General features: G+C 66.5%; 25 protein-coding genes. 16 read left to right on the forward strand and 9 right to left on the reverse strand.

The genetic code is table 11. The annotated features are described in order from the left end of the window. Positions 1-43: 43 nt before the first annotated feature. Positions 44-1456, reverse strand: coding sequence for an SLC13 family permease (locus ACSQ1X_RS10105; protein WP_436057575.1), 1413 nt, complete (start codon positions 1454-1456; stop codon positions 44-46). Between the two features lie 127 nt (positions 1457-1583). On the opposite strand from ACSQ1X_RS10105, the gene ACSQ1X_RS10110 reads away from it, so the two are divergent. After that, positions 1584-2291, forward strand: a complete 708-nt coding sequence (locus ACSQ1X_RS10110; RefSeq protein ID WP_436057576.1) for a FadR/GntR family transcriptional regulator — start codon at positions 1584-1586, stop codon at positions 2289-2291. Between the two features lie 116 nt (positions 2292-2407). Continuing rightward, positions 2408-4276 carry a GTP cyclohydrolase II RibA gene (ribA, locus tag ACSQ1X_RS10115; RefSeq protein WP_436057577.1) on the forward strand — a complete coding sequence of 623 codons (1869 nt, stop codon included), beginning with the start codon at positions 2408-2410 and terminating at the stop codon, positions 4274-4276. Positions 4277-4294: 18 nt separating this feature from the next. Here ribA and ACSQ1X_RS10120 read toward each other — a convergent pair whose 3' ends face one another. The 3 genes from ACSQ1X_RS10120 to ACSQ1X_RS10130 form a co-directional block, all read right to left on the reverse strand. Then, the gene (locus ACSQ1X_RS10120) at positions 4295-4879 is read right to left on the reverse strand and encodes a hypothetical protein (RefSeq protein WP_055806088.1); all 585 of its coding nucleotides are present in this window, start codon (positions 4877-4879) and stop codon (positions 4295-4297) included. Positions 4880-4951: 72 nt separating this feature from the next. Further along, entirely contained in the window at positions 4952-5809 is an 858-nt protein-coding gene (locus ACSQ1X_RS10125) for an SDR family oxidoreductase (RefSeq protein ID WP_436057578.1), read from the reverse strand. Between the two features lie 238 nt (positions 5810-6047). Then, positions 6048-6509 carry a DUF6278 family protein gene (locus ACSQ1X_RS10130; RefSeq protein ID WP_436057579.1) on the reverse strand — a complete coding sequence of 154 codons (462 nt, stop codon included), beginning with the start codon at positions 6507-6509 and terminating at the stop codon, positions 6048-6050. 75 nt (positions 6510-6584) lie between these two features. Here ACSQ1X_RS10130 and ACSQ1X_RS10135 point away from each other — a divergent pair, with 75 nt between their 5' ends. The 3 genes from ACSQ1X_RS10135 to ACSQ1X_RS10145 all read left to right on the forward strand — a co-directional run bounded on the left by ACSQ1X_RS10135 (position 6585) and on the right by ACSQ1X_RS10145 (position 8765). Continuing rightward, positions 6585-7196, forward strand: coding sequence for an RNA polymerase sigma factor (locus ACSQ1X_RS10135; RefSeq protein ID WP_436057580.1), 612 nt, complete (start codon positions 6585-6587; stop codon positions 7194-7196). Beyond that, positions 7193-8161 (forward strand): CU044_5270 family protein, encoded by a 969-nt coding sequence (locus ACSQ1X_RS10140; RefSeq protein ID WP_436057581.1) that lies wholly within the window; start codon positions 7193-7195, stop codon positions 8159-8161. The genes ACSQ1X_RS10135 and ACSQ1X_RS10140 overlap by 4 nt, the downstream gene beginning before the upstream one ends. Before the next feature lie 76 nt (positions 8162-8237). Then, positions 8238-8765: a hypothetical protein gene (locus ACSQ1X_RS10145; protein ID WP_436057582.1), complete on the forward strand. Its 528-nt coding sequence runs from the start codon at positions 8238-8240 to the stop codon at positions 8763-8765. On the opposite strand, the gene ACSQ1X_RS10150 is transcribed toward ACSQ1X_RS10145, so the two are convergent. Beyond that, complete coding sequence (locus ACSQ1X_RS10150; protein ID WP_436057583.1) at positions 8762-9922, reverse strand: DUF6226 family protein; 1161 nt, start codon at positions 9920-9922, stop codon at positions 8762-8764. The two genes, ACSQ1X_RS10145 and ACSQ1X_RS10150, sit on opposite strands and share 4 nt — an antisense overlap. Before the next feature lie 266 nt (positions 9923-10188). Here ACSQ1X_RS10150 and ACSQ1X_RS10155 point away from each other — a divergent pair, with 266 nt between their 5' ends. From ACSQ1X_RS10155 to hrpB, 3 genes are read left to right on the forward strand one after another with little or no spacing between them, the layout of a single operon-like run. Further along, positions 10189-10536 (forward strand): hypothetical protein, encoded by a 348-nt coding sequence (locus ACSQ1X_RS10155; protein WP_436057584.1) that lies wholly within the window; start codon positions 10189-10191, stop codon positions 10534-10536. A gap of 21 nt (positions 10537-10557) precedes the next feature. Further along, positions 10558-11319 (forward strand): VOC family protein, encoded by a 762-nt coding sequence (locus tag ACSQ1X_RS10160; protein WP_436057585.1) that lies wholly within the window; start codon positions 10558-10560, stop codon positions 11317-11319. A gap of 56 nt (positions 11320-11375) precedes the next feature. Further along, positions 11376-14051 carry an ATP-dependent helicase HrpB gene (hrpB, locus tag ACSQ1X_RS10165; RefSeq protein ID WP_436057586.1) on the forward strand — a complete coding sequence of 892 codons (2676 nt, stop codon included), beginning with the start codon at positions 11376-11378 and terminating at the stop codon, positions 14049-14051. A gap of 22 nt (positions 14052-14073) precedes the next feature. On the opposite strand, the gene ACSQ1X_RS10170 is transcribed toward hrpB, so the two are convergent. After that, the gene (locus tag ACSQ1X_RS10170; RefSeq protein ID WP_436057587.1) at positions 14074-14613 is read right to left on the reverse strand and encodes a hypothetical protein; all 540 of its coding nucleotides are present in this window, start codon (positions 14611-14613) and stop codon (positions 14074-14076) included. A 293-nt stretch (positions 14614-14906) separates the two neighbouring features. On the opposite strand from ACSQ1X_RS10170, the gene ACSQ1X_RS10175 reads away from it, so the two are divergent. From ACSQ1X_RS10175 to ACSQ1X_RS10205, 7 genes are all read left to right on the forward strand, one after another. Next, positions 14907-15512 (forward strand): phosphatase PAP2 family protein, encoded by a 606-nt coding sequence (locus tag ACSQ1X_RS10175; RefSeq protein ID WP_269319482.1) that lies wholly within the window; start codon positions 14907-14909, stop codon positions 15510-15512. A 10-nt stretch (positions 15513-15522) separates the two neighbouring features. Beyond that, on the forward strand, positions 15523-16239 hold the full coding sequence (locus ACSQ1X_RS10180; protein ID WP_436057588.1) for a DedA family protein: 717 nt from the start codon (positions 15523-15525) through the stop codon (positions 16237-16239). A gap of 5 nt (positions 16240-16244) precedes the next feature. Next, positions 16245-16922 carry a response regulator transcription factor gene (locus ACSQ1X_RS10185; RefSeq protein ID WP_436057589.1) on the forward strand — a complete coding sequence of 226 codons (678 nt, stop codon included), beginning with the start codon at positions 16245-16247 and terminating at the stop codon, positions 16920-16922. A gap of 7 nt (positions 16923-16929) precedes the next feature. After that, positions 16930-17949, forward strand: coding sequence for a sensor histidine kinase (locus ACSQ1X_RS10190; protein WP_436057590.1), 1020 nt, complete (start codon positions 16930-16932; stop codon positions 17947-17949). A gap of 85 nt (positions 17950-18034) precedes the next feature. Further along, entirely contained in the window at positions 18035-18649 is a 615-nt protein-coding gene (locus ACSQ1X_RS10195) for a PadR family transcriptional regulator (RefSeq protein WP_436057591.1), read from the forward strand. 138 nt (positions 18650-18787) lie between these two features. Then, positions 18788-18940: a hypothetical protein gene (locus tag ACSQ1X_RS10200; protein WP_156037040.1), complete on the forward strand. Its 153-nt coding sequence runs from the start codon at positions 18788-18790 to the stop codon at positions 18938-18940. 111 nt (positions 18941-19051) lie between these two features. Further along, entirely contained in the window at positions 19052-21232 is a 2181-nt protein-coding gene (locus tag ACSQ1X_RS10205; protein WP_436057592.1) for an elongation factor G-like protein EF-G2, read from the forward strand. A gap of 10 nt (positions 21233-21242) precedes the next feature. On the opposite strand, the gene ACSQ1X_RS10210 is transcribed toward ACSQ1X_RS10205, so the two are convergent. Together ACSQ1X_RS10210 and ACSQ1X_RS10215 are read right to left on the reverse strand one after the other, a co-directional pair. Beyond that, entirely contained in the window at positions 21243-21920 is a 678-nt protein-coding gene (locus ACSQ1X_RS10210; RefSeq protein ID WP_436057593.1) for an alpha/beta hydrolase family protein, read from the reverse strand. Between the two features lie 94 nt (positions 21921-22014). After that, a complete protein-coding gene (locus tag ACSQ1X_RS10215) occupies positions 22015-23931 on the reverse strand; it encodes an amylosucrase (protein ID WP_436057594.1) in 1917 nt (638 codons plus the stop codon). Between the two features lie 162 nt (positions 23932-24093). On the opposite strand from ACSQ1X_RS10215, the gene ligD reads away from it, so the two are divergent. After that, positions 24094-25116, forward strand: coding sequence for a non-homologous end-joining DNA ligase (gene ligD, locus ACSQ1X_RS10220; RefSeq protein WP_436057595.1), 1023 nt, complete (start codon positions 24094-24096; stop codon positions 25114-25116). Between the two features lie 70 nt (positions 25117-25186). Here ligD and ACSQ1X_RS10225 read toward each other — a convergent pair whose 3' ends face one another. Continuing rightward, a complete protein-coding gene (locus ACSQ1X_RS10225) occupies positions 25187-25807 on the reverse strand; it encodes an L-threonylcarbamoyladenylate synthase (protein WP_436057596.1) in 621 nt (206 codons plus the stop codon). Positions 25808-25832: the final 25 nt, after the last annotated feature.

The following is a 25832-nucleotide window of genomic DNA, read 5'->3' on the forward strand; positions in this document are numbered from 1 at the left end:
GCTCATGGATATCTGGGTTGAGGCCTGCTGGATGTCCGGGCGATTACAGCCAGCCCGGGACCACCATCACCAGCCAGGCGATGGCGGGTCCCGCCACGACGACGATCCCGCTGTAGGCCAGGATCTGCTTGTAGAACTTGTCCTTGTCCACGTCTTCGGGCGCGTTGGCCAGCACCAGTGCGCCGTTCGTGGAGAACGGGGAGACGTCAACGATCGTGGAGGCCACGGCGAGGGCGGCAATGACCCCGACGGCGCCGATCTCCCCGGAAGCCAGGAACGGCACTGCGAGGGGAATGAGGGCCGCCAGGATGGCGGTGGACGAGGCGAAGGCCGAGACCACGGCGCCGATGTAGCAGATCAGCAGGGCCGCAAGCAGCGGCATGCCCAGCTGGGCCACGCCGTCGGACACGAATTTGATGGTGCCGGCTTCCTCCAGGACCCCCACGAAGGTGAGCATGCCGCAGAGGAGCAGGACAGTGGACCAGCTGATCTTGTTGACGGCGCCTTTCTGGGCGGCCGGAGAGACCAGGGCCAGGACCATGGCGATGGTGATGGAGACGAAGCCGACGTCCACCTTGAACCCCAGCGAAATCACGGCCAAGGCGATCAGGCCAAGAATGGTGACCAGCTGCGGGATGGAGGCGCGGGGAGTGCCGGCCAGCTCTGCACCGGCCCCGGGCGAACCGTCTTTGCTGCCTTCCGGCGTGCTGCCTGATGTGCCCTTGGAGGCGACGCGGGCGGAGGAAATGTCGGTGCCCGAGCCCTGCAGGGTCACGCCGGCGGTCCGGGCTCCCACGCTCATGGCCATGCGCTTTTCGGCAGCCTGCTCCACGAACCGGCTTCCTGCAGAGGACCCGATCTTGTTTCCGCCGAGAACGATGAACAGCACCAGTGCAATAGCCAGGTTGAAGACGAAGCTCGCCAGGAAGATTGCCATGGGGCTGGCTTCCAGTTCCGTCTTGGCAATGATGCCGTTGACAGTGACACCGTAGACGGCGATGGGGGAGAAGCCGCCGGCCTGTGCCCCGTGGATCACCATCATGCCCATCATGAGCGGGTTGATCTTGTGCTTGGCCGCGAAGCTGAGCGCGATCGGGGCGATGATGGCGACGGCGGCGGGCGAGAGTGCGCCCACGGCCGTGATGACGGCGGTGATGGCGAACATGATCCACGGGATCAGGGCCACCTTGCTGCCAACCAGCCGTACGGCGCCCCGGACCATGAGATCGATGGTGCCGTTGTTCTGCGCGATGGCGAACAGGTAGGTGACCCCGACGATGGTCAGGAAAAGCCCTCCTGGAAAGTTGGCGAGGATGTCGTTGGTGGACATCCCCAGGACAACCGAGCCCAGCAGGAATGCCCCGACAAACGCCAGGGCGCCCATGTTGAGCGGGAGCACCGTGGCTAGCAGGAACATCACCGCCAGGATGATGATGGACAGGACAGGAGCGGACATCGTTGTTCCTCCGGATCGTTCGTTGGGGATTTAATTGGCTTAGTGGCCTAGCCTCCTAGACACCAGGTGTCTCTGTCAATAGTTCTCCGGTACTCTTGGGGTTGAGGACCATGCCGAAAGGACGCAGATGGCAAAGCAGGCGGCAGCGCAACAGATTTCCCGCGTTTCGCGGCCCAGGCTCTATGAGCAGCTCGTGGAGCAACTCATGGACTTCATTGAGGCGGCCCAGCTGGGCCCGGGTGACACCCTTCCCGCAGAGCGCGAACTGGCCGAGCGGCTGGGGGTATCCCGCGCAACGCTGGCGCAGGCCCTGGTGGCGCTTGAGGTGCTCGGAGTAATCGATGTCCAGCACGGCACCGGGGCGGTGCTGGTCTACCGCCCCAACGTCCCGTCCGTCATCAAGGGGCTGCGCGAACACCGTAACCGGCTGCCCGAGATCGTGGAGGCGCGAAGCACGCTCGAGGTCAAGCTGGCCGAACTGGCAGCGGCCAGGCGCAGCGACGCCGACATGAAGGCCATCGACAAGGCGCTCGACGTCATGGCCGAGGAGGTTGCCTCGGGTGGACGGGGTGCGCACGGCGACGAGCTCTTCCACCAGGCCGTGACGGCCGCCGCGCACTCCGCAGTGCTGGGGCAGTTGATGACCTTCATCGCCGGAATGGTGCTCGAAACGCGGCTCGAGTCGCTCGGGCAACCTGGCCGCCCGGAGCAGTCCCTCGCGTCGCACCGCAAGATTGCCGACGCCATCAGAGCCCAGGACTCCGCCGCGGCTTCCAGCGCTATGCTCGAGCACATCGACCTCGTCTCCGATGTGGCGCTGCTGAAGAACTCCTAAATCGCCCCCGCAGCAAGGCGTGGCAGGATGGCTTCGGCCAGGGTGCGACACTTGCAGGTTCAACTAACCGCCTGTACGGTTAACTTCAACCTTCAAGTAATTTGTACCCTTATCGAATGCTGAGGCACCAGATGACCATTGTGTCCGAGACCCTCATGCCGGCGGATACGGCACCATCCGCGGCTGCCGTGCGCAGCAGGGTCACAGTCCCGTTGCGCTTTCCCGATGGCTACACGGCCACGGCCGAGGTACTGACGTTCCACGGGCTGGCCGACGGCAAGGAACACCTGCTGCTGGCCCTGGGCGCGTGGGAGCAGGCGCTGCTGGATCCGGAAAAGCTGGACCCGGCGTTGCCGGATGCGGGGCCGCTGGTCCGGCTGCACAGCGAATGCCTGACCGGTGACGTGTTCGGCAGCCAGCGCTGTGACTGCGGTCCGCAGCTGCGGGAGGCGGTGGAAAAGATCAGCGCCACCGGCGGGTTCCTCCTGTACCTCCGTCAGGAAGGGCGCGGCATCGGCCTGTACTCCAAGCTTGACGCCTACGCCCTGCAGGATACCGGCCTGGACACTTACGAAGCCAACGTGGCGCTGGGGCACGGCGAGGACGAGCGCGACTACACCGCTGCCGCCCAGATGCTGGGTGCCCTCGGCGCCACCACCGTCCGTTTGCTCACGAACAACCCGGACAAGGCCGCACAGCTCACCGCCCTGGGCATCGGCGTTACTGAGCAGGTTCCCACCGAGGTCCACCTTTCACCGGCCAATCACGCGTATCTGGCCGCCAAACGGGACCACACCGCGCACACCCTCGACCTCGCGCAGCCAGCCGTTCCCAGCCACGACGAAATGCTGGCCCGTGTTGATGCGCTGATTCCCCGCCTGCGGGAGCGCGCTGAGGAAACCGAGCGAATCCGCCGCATACCTGAATCCACGATGGAGGATTTGAGGGAGGCTGGCGTCTTCCGCGTGCTCTCGCCGAAGGCTGTCGGGGGATTCGGCATGGGAGTGGAGACGTACGTCGAGGTTGTGCGCCGGCTCGGGCGTGGATGCCCCTCCACGGCATGGACGGTGGGGCACCTGATTGAGCACGTCTGGATGCTCGCCCGCTGGCCCCGCAAGGTTCAGGACGAGGTCTTCGCCGACGGAGCGGAGCCTCTGGCTGCCGCGACCGGCGCTCCGGTGGGGCAGGCCACCAAAGTTCCCGGGGGCTACTCCATCTCGGGCCGTTGGACCTTTGCCTCGGGAGTCATGCACTCGGAGTGGGTCCTCCTGGCTGTGCAGCACGGGGACGTCCGCCTGCAGTGCCTCGTGCCGATTTCCGACGTCGAACTGCTTGACGTGTGGCACACGGCAGGGTTGAGGGGAACCGGCAGCAACGACGTCCGGGCAGAGGAGCTTTTCGTGCCGGCCTACCGGACGCTTGACTGGGCCCTCCTGGGTGCGGCGGACAATCCGGGCAGCCGGATCCATCCGGACCCGATCATCCACACCCCCATGGCGACGCTTCTGAACCTAGTGGCGCCGGCCGCCGCCCTGGGAGCTGCCGAGCACGCCGTCGAAATGTTCCGTGAGCGGGTTCTGGTACGCAGGGTCAAGAACACGCTGGAGGACCGTCAGGCGGATTCCCCCCTCGCGCAGGCCCGGTTCTCGCACGCCTACGGGCTCGTTGCCACGGCCCGCCTGCAGTGGGAGGAAGCGATCCGGGTGGTCACTGCCTCGTATCAGCGACGGCCCATGACCATGACGGACCACGAGCGGGCAGCCTACCGCCTCTCGCTCGGCCTCAGCGGGACGGCGTCTGCCGAAGCGGTTCGCGTCATCATGGCGGGATCGGGTGGAAGCGCGCACCGACTTTCAAATCCGCTCCAGCGGATCCAGCGCGACGTCGACGTTCTGCTCAACCATCCGACGTTGACCCTGGACCCGATCCTTGAGCAGGCGGGCCGCGGCCTGCTGGGCCTCGGGATTACTGTTCCGTCGTTCTAGCTATTGAAGGTCGCCCCGCTACTGCCCCACGACGGGGAGCAGCTGACGGTTCCTGATCCGTGACTCGCCGAACTGGAGCGCCAGCGGTTCGACTTCCCACGACCTGCCGCTCCGCGCCCTCGGGCTGCCGACGGCAACGTGCGGTGTCCAGTGCGGAGACCGGAAGCCGAGGGCGCGGGAGCTGAGGATGAAGTCATCGACGTTGTCCACCAGCAGCCCGTCCAGCAGGTCATGGAGGGCCTGGACGAGTGAAACCTGGTAGTCGTGGACCCGCTCCGGGACGTCGACTTCAAGACATGACACGCTGCCGCCGCCCAGCACGATCAGCCGTTCGGTGCTGCACGAAAAACCTTCCAGCACAGGCAGGCCGTGCAGCCAGGCAACCGTGCTGCGGGCGGCGGCCGACGCGCTGGTGATACCCCTGGTCCACTCCGAGACATCCTGGCAGAAGTCATCGAGCACTCCGAGGTGCAGCAGGGTCATGTGCAGGCCCCGCGGCCGGCGCAGGGCGCGGACATAGCGGCCGAGTCCCTCGTAGTCCGAGGGGCCGGAACCGACGCTGACCACCGGCGCCTCCACCGTGATGCGTGCAACCGGGTACATTCCGGCCCCCTCCTGACCGCGCTAACAGCTGGCTGTGAATGCCATTATCCGCCTGCCCGCCCGCCGACGGGCTCAGCCCGCCAGTGGGCGCAGGCCGTCGACCAGGGGAGTGGTGGGCCGCCCGGCCAGCCGTGCGAGATCTCCGGTGGTCAGGGCAAGTGCTCCCTCCCGGATATTGCCGTCCAGGGCTGCGAGGAATCCGGCCGTGGCAGGGTCAAGGCCGGCGGCCTCCAGGGCGCTGACGTGCTCTGCTGAACTCACGGGCAGGTAGCTGACGTTGCGCTCCAGGACCGTCGAGAACGCAGACGCCAGTTCCCCAAACGTCCAGGCGTAGTCGCCGGACAATTCATACACGCGGCCTTCGTGACCGGGCGTGGTCAGGACTGCGGCGATGGCTGCGGCGTAGTCCGCCCGGGTGGCGCTGGCAACGCGTCCCTCGCCTGCGCTGGCCAGCAGCGTGCCGGTCTCGCGGGCCGTGAGCAAGGCCGCGGCGTAGTTCTCCGTGTACCAGCCGTTGCGCAGGAAGGTGAACGGAAGGCCGCTGGCGCGGATGGCCTCCTCGGCCTTCGCGTGGTCAGGGGCCAGAACGAGCTCGGTGGTGTCAGCGGCCAGGACGCTGGTGTACAGAATGTGGGCAACCTTGGCCCGGACAGCCGCGCCGATGACGGTTTCGTGCTGGGTTGACCGGTTCTGGATATCGCTGCCGGAAATGAGAAGGAGGGTGTCGCCTTCGTCGAGGGCGGCGTCAACGGTGGCCGGATCGTCGTAATCCACTGTCGCTGTCCTGACGCCGTAAGCCGCCAGTTCCGCCAGCTGCTGAGCGGAACGCCCCGCGGCCACGATCTGCTCTGCCGGTACGCCGCGTCCCAGCAATTCCCTGACGACAAGGCGCCCCAGCTGGCCGGTGGCTCCTGCAATGACAATGGACATGAGATTCTCCTTGATTACCTTGGTTACCGGACGCCCCATTCGGGCGCCCTCCGTTATGGGCAACCGCCCCCGAACGGGAACAATTCCGGCGCCGGATGATGCACTTTGAAGTGCAATAGGCACCTTCAGGTAAGTAATGGAAGGGCAGGTCGAAGCTTTCACCTGACCTCGACTGAGTGGTCTCAACTTCCACTGTTGTCGCGATTGAGCGCACGACCCCTCACCGGGCAGTCTTCGGTTAGGCCTCTAACGCCACGATTTCCAACACGTGCGCATAGTTTTGCTGGAGAGTTGGTATCCCCACGGTTAGGCGCCTTTCGGCGACGTAAACCACCGAAACGGCGGTGCCCCGGGTGACGCGGACGCACGGGTCCCCCTCCACAACCACTTCCCAATGCGCGCCTGGAACAGTGTGCGTGAGAAGGTCACCATAGAACATGCCAATGGCGCGGACCAGCTTTGCCAGAGCAGCTCGGTCAGTGTGGCCATCCATGAGGTGGTCGACGGCGGCGAGGCCCTCTTTGGAGCGTGGGAGCTGTTTCCCGAGAGAACGGAAGAGAGCCAGTAGATCGTCGTAACCACCAACGTTGGTGGGAGGAATAGCTGGCTCGGCCGGTGCCGGTTTGTATTCGGCGTATCGGCGAGGAAGGCCTGCCGGAAGTTGTTGCAGAGGTTCGTCGGAGTCGCCGGGGTCCGTCATCTCGAAAGACTACGCTCGTGGTCATTGGATCGGGAACCTTTTCGGGTCCTGCGGACACTACAAGGCATGAGGCTAATGGGGGAAACCGACGAAGACCTGTGGCGTGACTGCATCACAGGCAACGCTGATGCCTTCGGGGCTCTGTTCGACAGGCATGCCGATGCGGTCTTCCGCTACTGCCTGTCCCGGTGCGGATCCTGGCATGATGCAGAGGAACTCGTCTCGATCACTTTTTTGGAGGCGTGGCGGCAGCGGGACAGGCTCAGGCCGGAGAAGGACACGGTCCTTCCGTGGCTGCTCGGGGTGGCCACGAACGCGAACCGCAACCGCGCCAGGGGATCCCGGCGGCACGCTGATTTCCTGGCCAGGCTGCCGCACTCCGATCCCCGGCACGGCCAACATGAAGCGGACCATGCGGAAGCGGTCGCCTCGCGGCTCGATGCTGAACGCGCCGTCCGCGAATTGCTTGACACGACCGCTGGACTGAACGACGGCGAACGGGACGTCGTTGTCCTGTGCCTGATGAACGGAATCGGCCAGGAAGAAGCCGCCAAGACCCTCGGTGTACGGACCGGGACCGTGAAATCGAGACTGCACCGCGCACGGGCCAAGCTGGCCGCCATGAACCGGGACCTAGTGCCCAACGAACAACTCGACACGACAATCGTTGAAGCGAGGCTCCCATGAACCTGTCTGAAGTGACCTACCCGAAAGACACGAAGAACCGCGTCCAGAATCTCCTCGTCCAGGAGGCGCGGCGGAAACCGAACCTGCTCCGCCGTCCCCGTCGAACGCGAGTATGGCTCGTAACAGCGGCTGCCGCCGCGGTCGCGGCACTGATTGCGGGAGACGTCGTCGGACTCGCCGGCTGGCGTGGTGGAGCAACCGCGCAGGCCGCAGAAGTCCTCAACAATGCGGCGGAGACGGCGATCATGACGGCTGATCCAGTCGTGAACCCGGGCCAGTATTTGAGGGTCAAAAGCACCAATGTCTGGAGCAGCGCCTCAACCGAGGCAGATGGTTCCACCTACGAGTGGCTGGACACGGAAAAACTCGATTTGTATATTCCGGCTGATCGCTCTGATGAGTGGGTCTGGCTACGCTCAGGACGAGTACCCACGACATTCTTTGACGCCAAGTCCAAGGAGTACGTCGAAAAGAACGGCTACCAGCCATTTCCTGAGCTGCTGCGCGCACCCAACGGATCCTTCTATGGCAGCCCCGGCGGGTGGGTTCATACGGACATGTCCGCCCTTCCCCGCGATCCCTACCGGTTGCTGAACAGCATCTACAAACAAACTCTGGGGAAAGGCCAGTCCGTCGACGGCGAAGCCCTGGTGTTCATAGCTGACCTCCTCAGAACAGGTGTTGTGCCGGCCGACCTGCGGGCCGCCCTCTATAGGGCCGCGGCCATGATCCCTGGCGTGACCATCACAGAAAACCAGGCAAATCTGGACGGCCGCACCGGCATAGCCATCGGACGAACCGAGGAGGGCCCGTCCAAGACGCGTCAGGAGATCATTATCGACGCCGCAACAGGGCACCTGATCGGTGAACGGGCAATCCTTACTGAGCCTCAAGGATCAATACCGGCAGGAACGGCCATCGGCTGGACTGCCATTGAAACATCCGTTACCAACGCGGCACCCTGAACCGCCTCATCCAACTTCGTCAGCGTGCGTGTGTGTCGCGGACCACGCCGTTCCTGCGTGGCCGTACTCTATGGCTGTGAAACGAGTCCTCCTAGACCAGGTAATCGACACCGACTACGGACAGCGTGACCTCGTCTGGACCGAAGAGGGTGGCTTTGATGGAGACTTTGACCGCTTCTTCGACGGTCAGGTCAACGGCCTGGTCGGCGCGTCCGACTCGGATGGCGTGTACATCAACCTATCCCGCAGGTCAGGGGGATCGTCGGTTCGCGTCGTGCTGTTGGATGAGCCGCCCGCGGGAGAGGATGCCGCATGGGAGGACGTCGTCGAGGTGTCATTCTTTCTTCCGGCTGACCATTCGATGCGGTGGAGCTCCTGGGCGGGCGAGAGCGGCGGAACGCTAAGCGGCGTCCCCTCCGGCAGTCATAGATTGCGCGTCAGCACGAGGGGGCGAGATCAGGGAAGTGACGGCGAGTTCTCCGAAGACCTCGTCGATTTCTATCTCCTGGAGTTGTGGCCCGCCCCTCTGCAACCCGACATCGTTGTGCGCACCGGGAGCGAGGACGGTCGATACTGGCACAACGAGGTGGGGCATCGTCGCTAAAGCTGGTCCGGCCGCAACGGCCACGGACGCCAGCCGCCGGACACTTCACGCAACCGGTCTTCCGCGTCCTGGAGGCGCACGGCGTCGACCGGAGCGGGTTCACCGCTCCCGCTTTCAGACCCGGAGCCGTCCACCGCGGTCAGCGCGTACTCGCTCCATTTCCGGCCGCCCACCGGATAGCGTTCGCGATAGCCTCCCGCCGCCACGGTGAGCACCAACATCTCCATCCGGTCAGCCGCGGACCCGGCCGTTTCATCGCAGGCATCGCAGCCGCACACCGGAAACGGGAAGTCATGCATCACGCCGGCGTGGATCAGAACGCCCGGATATCCGGTGAACAGAAACGTCAGCGGTGCTGCATCGGCCCTGCGCGGGGTGACCCTGACAGCCTGCAGCGTCTCCCGGGCCTTCATGAACACGTCCCCGGAGTTTACGGGATCCCTGTCGACCTCGACGTCGTAGACGGCAGACAGGTGATCGATCAGGGCCGCCGCGACGGCGTGTAGACCCGCGAAGCGCTCGGGATGGCTGTCGACGCTGTAAGACTCCGGGGCAGGACCCTCGGCGCCCCATTGCCGGCCGTAGGGGATCAGTGCACCGTCCGGTGAGTAATATGCCGTCGTCGGCAGAAGCGGCCGGACATAGGGCGGCTGGCCTGCGGACGGCGGGACCGGCAGGGGTGGGACGGAAGATGATTCCACCTCTTCCCCAGCCCAGTCCGACAACGCCGACACGAGGCCGCGAACGGACTCGGCGTCGGCGCTTCGCAACGCCACGAGCAGGCGACCGACGTCGAACTGCCTCTGCCGGTTGCCCACGAGCGGAGACCCGCTTTGGTACGCAGTCCACCGCGCATCCGGCCTGAGCCGCGCGATGGTGTTTCCGGCGAACACGGCCGCCGCGGCACTCATGGCGCTGTCGCTATCAATCTCGGCAGCCCATTGGTGCAGGAACCACATGAGCCTCGCAGGGTCCACGGCGAGCTCCTCCGCCTTCACGCCATGGTCGGCGCAGAACCCGATGAACGCGGAGTAACCTGCCAGATGCCGGACCTCGGCATCACGGACTGGCCCCTGCGCATACAGGGCTCCGGCGCGTGAGACCGGTTCGGGCAAGCCGGTGGCCGCACCCTCGAACAAATCCTCTGTACGCCCCATATCGAGATCCTAGCCCCGGACCAGGCAACGAACGGAGGCGTGCCTGAGGAAGCCGGTCTACCATAGGCTCCTCGACGTCGTTCCGGCTCCGGGACAGCCACAGCCGGACGCGAGAACCTGAAGGGGAGGCGGCAGTGCCGTACCGCATGGGCAGGCGTGTTTCGGCTTGCGCCGGCCTGGGTGCGATCATTGTGTCCGCGTCGTTGTCTGCTTGTGGGGTTTCCCCCAGGAACGGAGAACCGCCCTGCCTTCCGCCCGCCTATTCGGTGGCCCCGCCCAGTGCCAGGGCGGGCGACCCGGTGACGGTCCAGGCGCCGGATGCTGACTGCAATCCCCGGTACGGCAAGGACGCCCGCATCCAGGTCACCCTCACGGATGCGGCCGGCATAAAGGTCATCAACACCACGGCCCCCATGACAGACGGAGGCGCCTTCACTTATACGTTTGTTGTCCCGGCGACTGCAGCTGCCGGACCTGCTGCGGTGGAGGCGGTGCCCTACGGCGTTGATTGGTGTGATGATACCGGCAGGAACAACCGCGCCGGCGGAACCGGGACTACCCTCGAACGAACGTCGTGTGCCGCACGAACAGAGCCCCTAACCATCATCCGCTAACCACAACGGGAAGGCGCATCAATGACAGCCCGCAACACACGTTCCGCCGGTGCCCCGTGCCGGGTGGACACATTCCAGCCCGATCCCCACGCCGCCATGGACTTTTACGGTCCGCTCTTCGGCTGGAGTTTCGACGATCCAGCGCCGATGCCGTCCGGGCTCGACGGCGACTACTTCACTGCCCGTCTCGGCGGGCAGCCGGTGGCCGGAATCGGCCAGGCTCCGGCGTCGTCCCGGCCGTCGTGGAACACCCACATCCGCGTCGAAGACATCGGGCTGAGCCTCGTCCGCGCTGAACAAGCCGGCGGCAGGCTCCTGGCCGGGCCGTTTGGCGCTGGCTCGGGAGCCGCCCTTGCCGTGGTGGCCGACTCCACCGGGGTTCCATTCATCCTTGAGGAAAGCGGCCGGGGCGACGAAGCCGTGCTGGCCGATGTCCCGGACTCCTGGGCGATGAGTTCGCTGCACACGACGGATATTGAAGCAGCAGCGTCGTTCTACGGCACCATGTTCGGCTGGGAACTCGATTCCGTGCCGGACGCCGGCTTCGCGCTCTGGCGCCTTTCGGGTGACGTCGTTGCCGTCGTGACGGCCACCGACGGCGTGGCAGTCCCTCCGCACTGGAGCGTCAATTTCGCCGTCAGCGACGCGGACGCCCTGGCTGAGCACGCCGCCGCCCTGGGCGGCACCATCCTGCTGCCGCCGATGACCACGCCGGGGTTTCGCAACGCCGTGATCGGCGACCCGCAGGGCGCGTTCATTGCGGTCAGCGCACCGGCAGGCTGACGCTTCCTGTTTTCGATTGGGACAATCCCGGCCGCGAGAGTGGGCACAATGGAGGCGTGACTTCTCCGCTCCTCCCGCCAGCCGCCGGACCCAACCCGCCCTTCGCTGTGGACGCCATCGGCGCGGGCCTGGCCTTTGCCGCGTCGCTGGGGGAGCTGGCGGACGCCCTGCGTTCCGGAGGACCGGGCGGGACTGCCGTGGTCCAGGCACCTCCCGGAACGGGCAAGACCACCCTCGTTCCGCCGTTGCTCGCCAACATCGCTTCCGCCGGGTCCGTTCCCGCACCGGCCGCCGCCGGACGGAATGCCCGGAGCCCGCGCGTGGTGGTGACCCAGCCGCGCCGTGTCGCAGCACGGTCGGCGGCACGACGGTTGGCGGCCCTGGATGGCAGCCGGCTCGGGGACCGCATCGGCTACACGGTACGCGGCGAACGGGTTTGCGGGGCGGGCACCCTGATCGAGTTCGTCACGCCGGGCATCCTGCTGCAGCGGTTGCTGTCAGACCCGGGACTGGAGACAGTGGACGCCGTGATCCTCGATGAGGTGCACGAGCGCGGGCTGGAGACCGACCTGCTCGTGGGCATGCTCGCCGAGGTCCGTGAGCTGCGCGGCGACCTCATGCTGGTGGCCATGTCCGCCACCCTGGATGCGCCGCGCTTCGCTGCCCTGCTCGGGGCGGGAAACGGCGGGAACGACGACGGCGGCCCGGCCCGCGTGGTCGACTGTCCTTCCGCGCTGTTTCCCCTGGAAACCAGCTGGGCTCCGGCTGCCGTCGCGCGGCTGGATACGCGTGGAGTGACCCGGGCGTTCCTGGACCACGTGGCGGACACCGCGGCGGCATCACATGCCGAGGCCCTCGTGGCGGACGCAGACGTGGACGCCCTGGTATTTGTGCCCGGCGCATGGGAAGTTTCGTATGTCGCCGCCCGCCTCCGCAGCCGGGCGGATGCCGAGGTGCTGGAGCTCCACGGCCAGGCAAGCCCGGCAGAACAGGACCGTGCAGTGTCGGGGCGGGAACCCGGCGGGCGGGCCAGGATCATCGTCTCCACGGCGCTGGCCGAATCTTCCCTGACCGTCCCGGGAGTCCGGCTGGTCATTGATTCCGGACTGTCCCGCGAGCCCCGGCGCGACACGAACCGCGGTATGTCCGGGCTGGTAACCGTGTCCTGCTCCCGCGCCTCTGCCGTGCAGCGAGCCGGACGCGCAGCACGCCAGGGCCCCGGCCAGGTGGTCCGGTGCTATGACCAGAAGACGTTCGGAGCAGCCCCTGCCCACCAGGTCCCGGAGATCGCGGTGGCAGACCTGACCGGAGCAGCCCTGGTCCTGGCTTGCTGGGGATCACCCGGCGGGCGCGGCCTGGCCCTCCCTGACGCCCCGCCCGTGGCGGCCATGGAGGAAGCGGTTGAGGTCCTCCGCGAGCTGGGTGCCGTAGGTCCTGACGGTCTCGCGACGGAGCTGGGCAAGATTTTGGCGCGGGTTCCCGCCGACCCGCGCCTGGCCCGCGCCCTGTTCGAGGGCGCCGCAAGCGCCGGCCACCGTGCTGCGGCTGAGACCGTCGCCGTCGTGGCCGGAGACCAGCGCGCTCCGGGCGCTGACCTGACCCGGCTGCCGGCCATGCTGCGTTCGGGCAGCGATCCGGCGGCCCGGCGCTGGAAGGAGGACGTCCGGCGGATGGAAGCGATCGTCCGCACCGAAGGTGCCGCCGTCGGTAAATCCCAAGCCGTGCCTCAGGTGACCGGCGCGGAGGCCGTCGGGTTCGTCGTCGGCCTCGCTTTCCCGGACCGCGTTGCGCGCCGCGTCCCGGGTGCGGGGGAGCGGTATCTGCTCTCGTCCGGAACCCGGGCCGGCCTTCCGGCAGGCAGCCCGCTGTCAGGACACGAGTGGCTGGCGGTCGCTGAGGTGTCACGTGCTGAAGGCCGCGATGCCGCGGGTACCGGGGCCGTTATCCGTTCCGCGGCTCCACTGTCGGCTGACACGGCGGAGGCTGCGGCCCGGCACCTGATGAGTGAAACCGTGGAGGCCGGATTCGACCAGGGCCGGGTCAAGGCCCGGCGCGAGCGCCGGTTGGGTGCGATCCCGCTTTCCTCGACGCCGGTTCGGCCGTCAGCCGCCGAGGGCCGCGCAGCCGTTGCCCGGGCGCTGGCGAAGGAAGGGCTGGGAACCATCGGATGGTCGACGGCGGCGGACGCCTTGCGCCGCCGCCTCGCGCTGCTGCACCGGGAATTGGGCGCACCCTGGCCGGACGTTTCCGAGCAAGCGCTGCTGGCCCGCCTTGACGTCTGGCTGGCGCCCGAACTCGAGGCGCTCGCCGGCGGGAAGGCCACAGCCGGCATCGACCTCACCGATCCGCTGCGGCGGCTCCTGCCGTGGCCCGATGCCGCCCGGCTGGGGGAATTGGCGCCGGAGACGCTGGAGGTGCCGAGCGGTTCGCGCGTGAGGATCGATTATCCAGACGCAGGGCACGACGACGGCAGGCCGGTGGTGGCGGTCAAGCTCCAGGAATGCTTCGGCTGGGCAGAAACACCGCGGTTGGCGGGCGGACGCGTCCCGGTGCTGTTTCATCTCCTGTCACCGGCGCGGCGCCCCCTCGCGGTGACGGATGACCTAGCGTCGTTCTGGTCCGGACCTTACGCGCAGGTGCGGGCTGAGATGCGCGGCCGCTACCCGAAGCATCCCTGGCCGGAGGACCCCTGGACGGCCCCGGCCACCGCCCGGACCAAGAACAGGATGTAGCGCTGACGCAGGCAGCCCGGCCTCAGTCGACCGTGATGCGTATCCCGGCCACAGCCCCGGTCCAGGGACCGCCGGGGTCCTGCCGCGTCAGATGGACTCCGACATATCCGGGCTGGAGTTCCACCACCTGGGACAGCACTCCTGAGCAGTCCAGAACGAGCGCCGGCAGCTCCGGACCGGTCCGCGGATCCTGGGAAAGTGAAATCTGGACGTCGTCGAGACCCACACAAGCCGCCGTGACCGTGTGCGCACCCGCAGCCTTGACCGTGGCGGTCTTGCTGAAGCCCACGCCAGGTCCGTCGGCCGGGCCGGACTCGTCAAGAAGCACAGACCCGGCCGCCACCGAGAGACGCTTCTTCAGCTCGGCGTAATTTCGCGTTTCGATGTCCAGAATCTTCGGGCCCTTCGCCGGGACGGACGGCGCAGGACGGCCGCTGAAAACGGAAGCGGCTGTTGGCGGGGGATTGGCGGCGTCCTCGTACGCACAGCCGGCCATCAACACACTCAGCACTGCCAGCCCCGCGGTACAGCGGCCCGGCCCCGTTCCCCCACGACGCGACATGGGCCGAGTCTACGGACAGTTCGCTCATCGGCAAGGCAGGCCGGTCCGGTTTCTTACGGATTCCTTAAGGGCAGGAGGCGAAGCTTGTCCTGGCGGCAACCGTCCGCCGTGCCCAGAAGGGAAGTGGCCCATTGACCGAAGTCCACCGAGTCCGAAACGAACCACGTCCGGTAAACACAACCGGCACAGGCCAGGCGGCAGCCCGTCGTGGTCTGCTGGAGCTTCCCCAGGTTCGGCATTGGATCATTTCAGCAGTCCTCCTGGCCGCCGCGGTTCTCGCGCTGGGTCTGACCGTGCAATCGCTTCCTGGGGAGAGCGCCGTTGAACTGGGCGTTGACCAGGACCTCAGCCGGCACCATGCCGCCGTCCTGACGGTTGCAGCGATGGTCCTGAACGTGGCCTTTGGTCCTGTTTTCGGTCTGGTTGCCATTGTTCTGATCGCCCTGGCGGTGCTCCTGGTCCGCAGGTCGTTGGTGGATGCGGCCACCTTCGGTGTGTTGGCGGCGTCGGGTTGGGTGGCGAGCGAATTCTTCAAGCTCCTTGTCCGGCGGGACCGGCCCAACCCCGGCATGTTGTTCGACCCACTGGCGCCCGAAACCGGCTCCGACAGCCTCCCGAGCGGTCATGTCTCGTTCGCCATCACCCTTGCTTTCGCCCTGTATTCCCTGGCCCGCGGGACACGCTGGGCGCGTACGGTGGCCGCCCTGGGTGTGGCCCTGGCCCTGGTCGTTGCGTGGTCGCGGGTGTATATCGGGGTCCATTACCCGTCTGATGTGGCTGCATCGTTCCTCGCGGCCGGCGCCGTCCTCATACTACTCACGGGGCTCTGGAACCGATTCGCTGGCCGGATGTTTCAGCTTTTGCGCATCAACACAGCAACCCCGCAGCAACTGTCCTGAGGAGGGCCCTGTGAATATTCTTCAGGCACTTACTGGCTCCCCGGCCTTCGACGCTTCAGCCGGCGTTCTTTTCCTTTTTGACCCGGCAAGCATGCTGCAAGGCATGGGACCGGCGGCCATTGGCGTGATCGCCGCGATGGTCTTCGTCGAATCCGGAGTCCTGTTCCCTTTCCTGCCCGGGGACTCGCTGCTGTTCACCGCCGGGCTGCTGCACCAACAGCTGCAACTCACCCTGCCGGTGCTGATCGGCGTCGTTACGGCGGCGGCAGTTGGCGGTGACCAAGTGGGCTACCTGCTGGGCCGCAGATTCGGCAGGCGGTGGTTCACAGATGATGCCAGGGTGCTGAAAACTGCACACCTGACCCGGACTGAGGAATTCTTCGACCGCCACGGTGGGCCGGCCATCGTGCTGGCCAGGTTCGTTCCGATCGTCCGCACGTACGCACCCCTGACCGCCGGCATCGCCCGCTACGGGTACAAGGCCTTCACTGCGTGGAACATCATAGGTGCGCTGGCCTGGGCCGCCTCCGTGACCCTGTTGGGCTCCTGGCTCGGCCACTTCGAAATCATTGCCCGGAACATCGATGTGATCGCCATTGCCATGGTGCTTCTGTCCGTGGTGCCGTGGGGAGTGGAACTTCTCAAACGGCGGCACAAATCCCGGGCCACGGAACCAGACGCAGCCGGGGACGAAATGCCTGCGAGGGAACCGGCCACGGAAGAATAGCCATTATGAGTTCAACAGAGGATGTCCCTTCCCTGCTTCTGGTCGAAGACGACGCCGTCCTGGGACCGCTCGTGGCCGAGCTCCTTGGCATCGACTACCGGATCCGCCTTGTTGCCAATGGCAGGGACGGCCTTCACACCGGTCTGACTGAAGTGTGGGATGTGATGATCATCGACCGCGGGCTGCCCGGCATGGACGGCGTCGAACTCATAAAGGCCCTGCGTTCGAAGGGCATCACCGTTCCGATCCTCATTTTGACGGCCCTCGGTTCCACGCAGGACAAAGTCGACGGGCTGGACGCCGGTGCCAACGACTACATGACCAAGCCGTTCGACGCCGCGGAACTGAACGCACGGCTCCGCGCATTGACCCGCAGCTTTACCCTGCCCCGGACATCACTCGGCATCGGGGATTGGGAGCTGGACACCGCTTCCAGGTCCATCCGCTCGGTGTACGGGCCACTGGTTTCGCTCACTGCGAAGGAGACCGAACTCCTGGCCGCGCTGGCCAGCGAGCCGGAACGGGTCTTTACCCGCGACGAACTGATCACATCCCTGTTCCAGCCCACTGACCAGCCCGGCGTCATCGACACCTACGTCCATCACCTTCGCAGGAAGATCTCCAAAGCGGTGGTCCGCACCGTCCACGGTGTGGGCTACCAGATCGGCGACGCCCATGAATGAGGCGAACATGAATGAGACGACGCCCCCCGGCGACAGCCCCGACCATGCCACTCTCCGAACGGCCTCGCTCAAAGTGGCCCTCCGGATAAGCGCAGCATGTGCAGTGATGGTTCTGTGCCTGCTCTCCGGAGCCGCCCTGTACCTGATGAACCAGCTGGCCCACCCGGAACTGCCTGGTTCGGGAGCGCCCGCGGCGGACTATGCCTATCTCGACGCGAAGGACCTGCTCAAAGCCCTGATCATGGCGGGCGCCGCCGGGATTGTTCTTGCCGGGGGCATCGGCTGGGCAAGCGCACGCAGCGCCATCCGGCCATTGGCGGAGGCGCTGGCATTGCAGCGGAGGTTTATCCAGGATGCCAGCCACGAACTGCGCACGCCTTTGGCAATCCTGGATGCCCGGATCCAGCTCGCCCAGCGCGACGCTGTCCCGGACTCGACGGAGGGCCGGGCACTGGACCGGATCCGTGGGGACACTGCCGCATTGACCAGCATTGTCAATGAACTCCTGCTGGCCGCGACCGGGGCTCCACCGGAACCATCGACCGAACCGGTTGACCTTACCGCCATCACTGCCTCCGTGGCCGAGAGCCTTCAGCAGCTGGCAGGACAGCGGGACATCAGCGTCGTGGTCCGCAGCGAGGGCCGGCCCCTGGCCCGGATTGACGAGGGCAGCCTGCGCCGGGCCGTGCTTGCGCTCGGCGACAACGCCTTGGCCCATACGCCCGCCGGCGGCCGGATCACGCTCACGGCGTCAGCTGAGAAGCAACTCGCGGTAATAAAGGTGGCGGACACCGGCACCGGCGTAAGCGGGGTGGACCAGTCTCGGATCTTTGATCGATTTGTCAGGGCGCAGAGCCCGCAGGGAGCGCAGCGGAGCTTCGGCATCGGACTGGCTCTGGTCCGCGATATCGCTACCAGTGCCGGCGGCACCGTACAGATCGCACGGACCGGGCCGGACGGAACCACCATGCGTTTGGCGCTCCCATTGGCCGGAAAGCCGAATTCGCCCATTCCGGGATCCTTCTGAAAACCCTTGACCGGCGATACTTACCGATATATCGTTAAGTATCGCCGATGGTCGGCGACCGTAATATACAAAGGAGGATGCCCTCATGAGAGGCATTCACGACAAATTTTCAGACAACGGCCCGGAACGTGGACGTTTCGAGCGCGGACGCAGCCGGCGCGGACCCCACGGGCACGGCGGTGGCGGTTTCGGGAAGGGCTTCGGCGCGGGTTTCGGCGCCGGCTTTGGGCCGGGCTTCGGGCCGGGCTTTGGACCGGGCGGCCCGCGCCGAGCGAACAGGGGCGATGTCCGCGCCGCCATTCTTTCGCTCTTGGCCGAAGCGCCGTCCAACGGGTACGGCCTGATCAAGACGATCGCGGAGAAGACGTCCGGCGCCTGGCGTCCGAGTCCAGGTTCTGTGTACCCGACGCTGCAGCAGCTAGTCGACGAAGAGCTCATCACGCCCGTCGGTGAGGGTCGGCGCACCGAATTCACACTCACCGATGCCGGCACGGCGTACGTGGCCGAACATGCCGAGGAGCTGGGGAACGCGTGGAACACCGATCCCGAGGGCACCGGACCCGCCTTTCACCAGAGCGTCGGCAAGCTCATGGGCGTCATCCACCAGTTCCGGGTCGCGGCCACCGACGAACAGCGTCTGGCCGCCGTCGAAAAGATTGATGAAGCCCGCCGGGCGCTGTACCTGATCCTTGCGGAGTGAACCCGGCAAGGACCCGGAGTGCCATGTGAGGTAACCGATACACACCGGAAACCTTGCGTCGTTGCCGCGAAACATTGCACCGTTAGGCTCATTCCTACTTGGACACAGCGGTCCACGCAGCGAACGGAAGGACACACCATGATGACTCTTTTGAGCACGTTGACACTCTCCCTTCATTCCGGCTGGAAGGACAAGGACCCGCATGCCGGCGGTGCGGGTTCCATGGGCGCTTTCCCGAGCGGGCAGCTCTCATCCACCCCCTGGGAAGGGTGGTGGCACGACGAACCCTAGCCCCGGAGGCCAGGGCCAGCATCTCCCTCTTGAAGTTCGGTCGCTTCAGGGTGTCGAATCGTCTTACAGAGGCCGCATGGCGGCTCACGACTAAGACGCCTGGAGTTGCTCATGTCGGTAAAAAGCTCAAATGGCCGGTCCAAGAGCCCGGCCCGCGGCATCTCTGATGCCCGGCGGGCGGACGCCTCCGCCGGGGCTCCCGCCGATTCGCCGGAGAAGGTCCGCAACGTTGTCCTCGTAGGCCACTCCGGTGCGGGCAAGACGATGCTGGTGGAAGCGCTGCTGGCAGCGACCGGCGTCATCTCCCGGATGGGATCGATCACGGACGGGAACACCGTCAGCGACGCCGAACCCTCCGAGGTGCACCAACAGCGCTCCGTGGTGCTGTCCGTTGCCCCGCTGGTGGTGGACGGCATCAAGGTCAACCTGCTCGATACGCCGGGCTACGGTGATTTCACCGGCGAACTCCGCGCCGGGCTGCGCGGAGCGGACGCGGCTTTGTTCGTGGTCTCGGCCATCGACGGCATCGACGCTGCCACCACGGCGCTCTGGGCCGAGTGCGACCAGGTCGGGATGCCCCGGGCGGTGGTGATCAGCCGGCTGGACCACCCCCGGGCGAACTTCGAGGCCACGGTTGCCGCCTGCCAGCGCTCCTTCGGCGACTCGGTGGTGCCGGCCTACCTCCCCGTGCGCAGCGGCGACGCAACCACGGGGCTCCTGGGCCTCCTCACGCAGACAGTGTCAGACTATTCCGCAGGATCCGCGGCTCCGCAGGTACGCGAAGCCACCGCGGAGGAGCTCACCGCGGCCGAAGGTGCCCGCGGCACGCTCATTGAGGGAATCATTTCGGAGAGCGAGGACGAGACCCTCATGGACCGCTATCTCGGCGGTGAGGAGATCGACGTCGGCGCGCTCGTCAGCGACCTGGAGACAGCCGTCGCCGGGGGAACTTTCTTTCCGGTGCTGGCAACGTCTGCCGAAACGGGCCTCGGCCTGACCGAACTGCTGGAAATGCTGACCCGTGCGTTCCCTTCCCCGCTGGAGCGCAGCGTGCCGCAGGTAAGCGGCCTGGCCGGCGAACCGGCCGCGCCGCTGGAGTGCGATCCGGCGGGCCCCCTGGCCGGCGAGGTCGTTCGGACCACCATCGATCCGTTCCTTGGCCGCGTCTGCCTGGTGCGGGTCTTCTCCGGCACGCTGCGGGAGGATTCCGCGGTACACGTCAGCGGCCGGGGGCTGGCCGAGCGGGGCCATGAGGACCACGACAGCGACGAGCGGCTCACCCACCTTTACTCCCCGGTGGGGTCCAGCCTCCGGCCCGTGCCCTATTGCGTGGCGGGGGACATCTGCGCGATCGCCAAGCTGGCGAATGCAGAGACCGGCGACACCGTGTCCGCCAAGGAGGCGCCGCTGCTCGTTGTTTCGTGGGACATGCCGGAGCCGCTGATGCCCGTCGCGGTGGAAGCAGCAACCCGCAGCGACGAGGATGCCCTCGCCAAGAGCCTGGGGAAGGTGGCCGCCGGAGACCCCACGCTGCGGGTGGAGCGGAACCCAGAAACCCACCAGCTGATCCTCTGGTGCATGGGTGAAGCCCACGGCGAAGTGGTGCTGGACAGGCTGCGCGAGCAGGGGGTCAAGCTGCAGACCGTCGACGTGATTACGCCGCTGCGGGAAACGTTTGCGGCGCCGGCCACGGGCCATGGACGCCACGTCAAACAGTCCGGCGGCCACGGCCAGTACGCCATCTGCGACATCGACGTGGAGCCCCTCGACCGGGGCGCGGGCTTCGAGTTCGTCGACAAGACCGTGGGCGGGGTCATTCCGGGGCAATACATCGGTTCCGTGGAGAAGGGCGTCCGGGCCCAGATGCAGAAGGGCGTGTCAGCCGGGTTCCCGGTGGTGGACATCCGGGTGACGCTCACCGGCGGCAAGGCGCACAGCGTCGACTCCTCGGACGCGGCGTTCCAGGCAGCAGGTGCGCTGGCGTTGCGGGAGGCGGCGGCCGCGGGGCGGATCCAGCTCCTCGAACCCGTCCTGGCCGTCACCATCAGCGTCGCTGACGACTATGTGGGGGCGGTGATGAGCGACCTCTCGTCCCGCCGCGGCCGGCTGACCGGAACAGCCGCGGCCGACGGCAGCGGTACCGAGATCAGCGCGGAGATCCCGGAGCAGGAACTGCTGCGCTACGCGGTGGAACTGCGGGCACTGACAGCCGGTACCGGCCGTTTCCGGCGCACGTATCTTCGCCACGAGCCCGTACCCCCGAACATGGTCCACACGGCCCCAAGGCAGTGAATTTCCAGCTTCAGGAGTGTGATCTCAGATAGGCCGCGACCGGGGCCGCCACGGAGGCGCCGATCTCCCCGGCCTCACGCTTCTTGCCCGCAACCGCAAACGAATGGTCGCCGCCCTCGTACCAGTGGAGCGTGGCCGTGGGCCCGATCCGGGCCACCACCCCTTCCAGGAGTTCCGGGGTGGCAAAGGTGTCCCGCGTTCCCTGCATGAACAGCATCGGAAGGGTGAGCCCGTAGAGGTGCTCATCGCGCAGTTTCTCCGGTTTGCCCGGGGGATGCAGCGGATAGCCGAGGTAGACCAGGCCGGCCGCCGGCATTCCCTCGGCGACAGCCATGGACGCCATCCGTCCGCCGAACGACTTGCCGGCCGCCCACACCGGACCGGCGTCGGAGTGGGCAGCGGCCCTCGCGGCGGCATCCTCCATGACGGCCCGCCAGGTGGCTATTGCCAGGGGCGGGCGGTCCGGGAACTTCCGCCCGGCCTCGCGGTAGGGGAAGTTGAAACGCAAGGTGGCGACGCCGTCGTCGTTCAACGCATTGGTGAACCCGGCCATGAAGGGGTGCTCCATCCCGGCGCCGGCCCCGTGCGCGAGGACAAGCGTGGCGAACGGGTTGTCCGGCCGGGCGTAGAGCCCGGAGACCTGGAGATCGCCGACGCTGATGGTTACGGGGGACTCGGATACGGGCATGATTCCATGATGCCGGAAATACCTGCGCAGCCGGCACACGGAATCGCGAAGGTCCCGGCTAACCCGTGCCCGGAGCGTGGTCCAATGAACGGGCTCAGCCCAGGGCCGGGGTGACCCGCAGCCAGATGAACTCCTGCGGCCGGAGGGTGATTCCTTCGCCTAATGCGACCGGGCTGCCCGTGACGATGTCCACTGCCCCGGCCGCGAACCCGGAGAGTGTCTGCGCCGTGATGCTCTGGTGTGAGTCGCTGAAGTTGGCGAGTGCCAGGACGAGGGATCCTTCGCCCGGCCGCTGGTAGCCCAGGACACCCCGGTTGTTGGTAGTGAAAGGAACCAGCCGCGTTCCGGCAAATTCGGGAGTAGCGGCCCGCACGGAGATCAGGGTGCGAAGCCCTTCAAACACTGCGCCCTCGGGCGTCGTCCGGTCGTGGCGCTTCGCGTACCTCTCGCCAGGGTAGTGGGGACGGTGCACCCACCTGCTGTCCGTGCCGTGGCCCTCTTCGAGGGCGTAGCCGTAGTCATTGAGCTGCCCCACTTCATCGCCAAGGTACAGCAGGGGCATCCCGCCGGTGCTGAAGGCCACCGAGTGGGCGAGCAGGATCCGGTCAACCGCCTGGCCGGTGCCGTGCTCCAGTCCGCAGAGCGACGCCGTCGTGCCGGAGATGCGGCAGTCACCGGTCCGAGGGTTGTCCTGGAAGGGAACGCCGCGGGCGAAGCTGCCCGGGAAGCGGTTCACGTAGAAGGAATTCAGGAAGCGGCGGTGGTCGAAGCCGCTGACGCCCAGCTCCGCGGCGTCCTCGTCCGCGAACGTCCAGCCGATGTCGTCGTGGCTCCGGACGTAGTTGACCCAGGACGTCCCGGCCGGGATGTTGTGCCGGCGCTCCAGCGCCTGCGCCAGCAGCGACACGTCGCGGGTGGCCATCGCCTCCCAGATCAGGGCCATCTGCAGGGGGTTGTAGGAAAGCTGGCACTCGGCGGGGTCGATGTACAGCGCCACTTCGTCGGGGTGGACGATCGCCTCGGATTTGAACAGCAGCGATGGCGCGGCGAGACGGCAGACGGCGTTGAAGGCCTGCAGCAGGGTGTGGGCCTCCGGCAGGTTTTCGCACGGGGTGCCGAGCCGCTTCCAGATGAAGGCCACAGCGTCCATCCGCAGGATGTCCACCCCCTGGTTGGCGAGGAAGAGCATCTCGCCGGCCATGGCCCGGAAGACGTCAGGGTTGGAGTAGTTCAGGTCCCACTGGAACGTGTGGAACGTGGCCCACACCCAGCGGCCGTCCGGCATTTCGATGAAGGAGCCGGGGTGGTCATCCGGGAAGATCTCGCGCACGTTCTGTTCGAAGGCGTCCGGCATGGTGCGGTCCGGGTAGATCCAGTAATAGTCGCTGAACGCCGGGTCACCCGCGGCCGCGCGCCGGGCCCACTCGTGTTCATCAGAGGTGTGGTTGAAAATGAAGTCAACCACCAGGCTGATGCCGTTGGCCCGCAGCTCGGCGGCGAGGTCCCGCAGCTGTTCCATGGTCCCGAGCTTCGGGTTGACGTCACGGTAACTGGAGACGGCATAACCGCCGTCGGAATGCGGTTCCGGCGCCAGGAACAGGGGCATCAGGTGCAGGTAGGTGAGGCCGAGCTCCTTGAAGTAGGGGATCCGGGCGCGGACTCCGTCGAGGTCCTCGGCATAGCGGTCAACGTAGCAGACCCCGCCGAGCATGTTGTTCGACAGGAACCATCCGCTGTTGCGCTCCCGTTCGGCATCCAGTGCCTTGAACTCAGCCGGGCGGTCGTTCCAGGAACGGGCAGTCTGAAGCACGAGTGCCGTCAGCTGCTCCCGGAAGTCCTGCCGCGTGCCGTACAGGGCATGGAAGAGCCGGTACAGGTCCGGGAAATGGCGGTCGAAACGGTGGCGGAAGTCGGAGCTGTCCCGACCTTCCGGCATGAGGTCCGCCTGTGCGCCCAGGGCGCTCAGTGCGTGCTGCCACAATGCTTGGTCCACACCAGCGGCTTCAACCATGGAACGGGTCTCCTTCGACGATTTTCGCGGGCACCCGCGGGGGCAACCGGCCAGTTCACATCCTGACAGACCCGCAGGCGCGTGCCCAGTGAGCGGGTCCAAGTTTCTTCGATTCGGGCCCCAGCTACTGACGGGGCGGAGCGGGCGGGGTAGGTTGTCACCATGGCGAGCGAATCCACCACCCTCACCGTTGACGGGCCGAACGGTCCCCGCGACATGCGGATCTCGAGTCCGGGCCGTGTCCTTTGGCCCGACCTGGGCCTGACCAAGCTGGACCTTGCACGCTACCTGGCGGACGTGGGAGACGCCTTCATCGCGGCGAACGGCGGCCGGCCCGTGGCGCTGCAGCGGTTTTCGGACAATGTGGATGGCGAGCAGTTCTTCTCCAAGAACCCGCCGAAGGGCACACCCGACTTCATCCGGTCGGTGAAGGTGGTCTTCCCGAGTGCGCGCTCGCATCCCATGCTGGTCCTGGACGAACCGGCCGCCGCCGTCTGGGCCGCCCAGATGAACACCGTGGTGTTCCACCCCTGGCCGTCACTCGCCGACAACACGGACTACCCGGACCAGTTGCGCATCGACCTGGACCCCCAGCCGGGAACGGACTTCGACGACGCGATCCCCGCAGCCTTGGAACTGAAGGACGTGCTCGCGGAAGCCGGACTCACCTCGTTCATCAAAACCTCGGGGAACCGCGGACTGCACGTCTACGCCCCGGTGGAGCCGACACGTGAGTTCCTGGACGTCCGCCATGCCGTCATCGCTGCTGCCCGTGAACTGGAGCGGCGAATGCCGGACAAGGTCACCACGGCGTGGTGGAAGGAAGAACGCGGCAACCGCGTGTTCGTGGACTTCAACCAGGCGAACCGCGACCGCACCATCGCCGGCGCCTACAGTCCCCGTGCGCTGGGCCACGCCCCGGTGTCGTGCCCGATCACCTGGGACGAACTGGGCGGCGCGGACCCTAAGAACTTCACGATTCTCACCGTCCCGGACCGGCTAAAGACCGTCGGAGACCCATGGGCGGACATGAAGGATAAACCCGGGAAGATCGACGTGCTGCTCGAGTGGTGGGAACGCGACGTCGGCGCCGGGCTGGGGGAGCTTCCGTTCCCTCCGGACTATCCCAAGATGCCCGGCGAACCTCCGCGGGTCCAGCCCAGCAGGGCTCGCAAGAAGGACTAAACCCGGCCGGGCCGCGGTGGACGCCTGCCCGTGAGGGCTGCCCCATGAGGGCTGCCAGGCGAAACAGCGACTACTCGAACCGGGACGGGTCACCCATGCCCCGCCGCACCACTTCCGCCGATCCGCCGGAGAAGTCGATGACGGTCGTCGGCTCCGCACCGCAGTCGCCGGAATCAACCACCGCGTCCACCACGTGATCCAGCCGCTCCTTGATCTCCCAACCCTGGGTGAGCGGTTCCTCCTCGTCGGGCAGCAGCAGCGTGCTGGAGAGCAGCGGCTCGCCCAGCTCGGCCAGCAGCGCCTGGACCACGGCGTTGTCCGGGATGCGGACGCCCACGGTCTTTTTCTTCGGATGCAGCAGGCGCTTGGGCACTTCCTTGGTGGCCGGAAGGATGAACGTGTAGCTGCCAGGCGTGACAGCCTTGATGCTGCGGAACACGTCGTTGTCGATCTGGACGAACTGGCCCAGCTGGGCAAAATCCTTGCAGACCAGGGTGAAGTGGTGCTTGCTGTCGAGGTGCCGGATGGAACGGATCCGGTCCAGGGCGTCGCGGTTTCCCAGCTGTGCACCAAGGGCGTAACAGGAGTCGGTGGGGTAGGCGATCAGTCCGCCGTTCCTCACCAGCTCCACTATTTGTCCGATCGCGCGGGGCTGGGGATCGTCGGGGTGCACGTCAAAGTATCTGGCCATGCCCTGAGCTTATGGCCCGGCGTTG

It is taken from the genome of Arthrobacter sp. LjRoot78 (assembly GCF_964254335.1).
GTDB lineage: Bacteria > Actinomycetota > Actinomycetes > Actinomycetales > Micrococcaceae > Arthrobacter.

Coding starts and splice junctions, on each gene's coding strand:
- ACSQ1X_RS10130 (WP_436057579.1), bottom strand. CDS start 6,509: ATGACGGACCCCGGCGACTCCGACGAACCTCTGCAACAACTTCCGGCA.
- ACSQ1X_RS10120 (WP_055806088.1), bottom strand. CDS start 4,879: ATGTACCCGGTTGCACGCATCACGGTGGAGGCGCCGGTGGTCAGCGTC.
- ACSQ1X_RS10200 (WP_156037040.1), top strand. CDS start 18,788: ATGATGACTCTTTTGAGCACGTTGACACTCTCCCTTCATTCCGGCTGG.
- ACSQ1X_RS10190 (WP_436057590.1), top strand. CDS start 16,930: ATGAATGAGACGACGCCCCCCGGCGACAGCCCCGACCATGCCACTCTC.
- ACSQ1X_RS10195 (WP_436057591.1), top strand. CDS start 18,035: ATGAGAGGCATTCACGACAAATTTTCAGACAACGGCCCGGAACGTGGA.
- ACSQ1X_RS10210 (WP_436057593.1), bottom strand. CDS start 21,920: ATGCCCGTATCCGAGTCCCCCGTAACCATCAGCGTCGGCGATCTCCAG.
- ACSQ1X_RS10105 (WP_436057575.1), bottom strand. CDS start 1,456: ATGTCCGCTCCTGTCCTGTCCATCATCATCCTGGCGGTGATGTTCCTG.
- ACSQ1X_RS10205 (WP_436057592.1), top strand. CDS start 19,052: ATGTCGGTAAAAAGCTCAAATGGCCGGTCCAAGAGCCCGGCCCGCGGC.
- ACSQ1X_RS10125 (WP_436057578.1), bottom strand. CDS start 5,809: ATGTCCATTGTCATTGCAGGAGCCACCGGCCAGCTGGGGCGCCTTGTC.
- ACSQ1X_RS10185 (WP_436057589.1), top strand. CDS start 16,245: ATGAGTTCAACAGAGGATGTCCCTTCCCTGCTTCTGGTCGAAGACGAC.
- ACSQ1X_RS10215 (WP_436057594.1), bottom strand. CDS start 23,931: ATGGTTGAAGCCGCTGGTGTGGACCAAGCATTGTGGCAGCACGCACTG.
- ACSQ1X_RS10170 (WP_436057587.1), bottom strand. CDS start 14,613: ATGTCGCGTCGTGGGGGAACGGGGCCGGGCCGCTGTACCGCGGGGCTG.
- ACSQ1X_RS10135 (WP_436057580.1), top strand. CDS start 6,585: ATGGGGGAAACCGACGAAGACCTGTGGCGTGACTGCATCACAGGCAAC.
- ACSQ1X_RS10160 (WP_436057585.1), top strand. CDS start 10,558: ATGACAGCCCGCAACACACGTTCCGCCGGTGCCCCGTGCCGGGTGGAC.
- ligD (WP_436057595.1), top strand. CDS start 24,094: ATGGCGAGCGAATCCACCACCCTCACCGTTGACGGGCCGAACGGTCCC.
- ACSQ1X_RS10225 (WP_436057596.1), bottom strand. CDS start 25,807: ATGGCCAGATACTTTGACGTGCACCCCGACGATCCCCAGCCCCGCGCG.
- ACSQ1X_RS10140 (WP_436057581.1), top strand. CDS start 7,193: ATGAACCTGTCTGAAGTGACCTACCCGAAAGACACGAAGAACCGCGTC.
- ribA (WP_436057577.1), top strand. CDS start 2,408: ATGCTGAGGCACCAGATGACCATTGTGTCCGAGACCCTCATGCCGGCG.
- ACSQ1X_RS10150 (WP_436057583.1), bottom strand. CDS start 9,922: ATGGGGCGTACAGAGGATTTGTTCGAGGGTGCGGCCACCGGCTTGCCC.
- ACSQ1X_RS10110 (WP_436057576.1), top strand. CDS start 1,584: ATGGCAAAGCAGGCGGCAGCGCAACAGATTTCCCGCGTTTCGCGGCCC.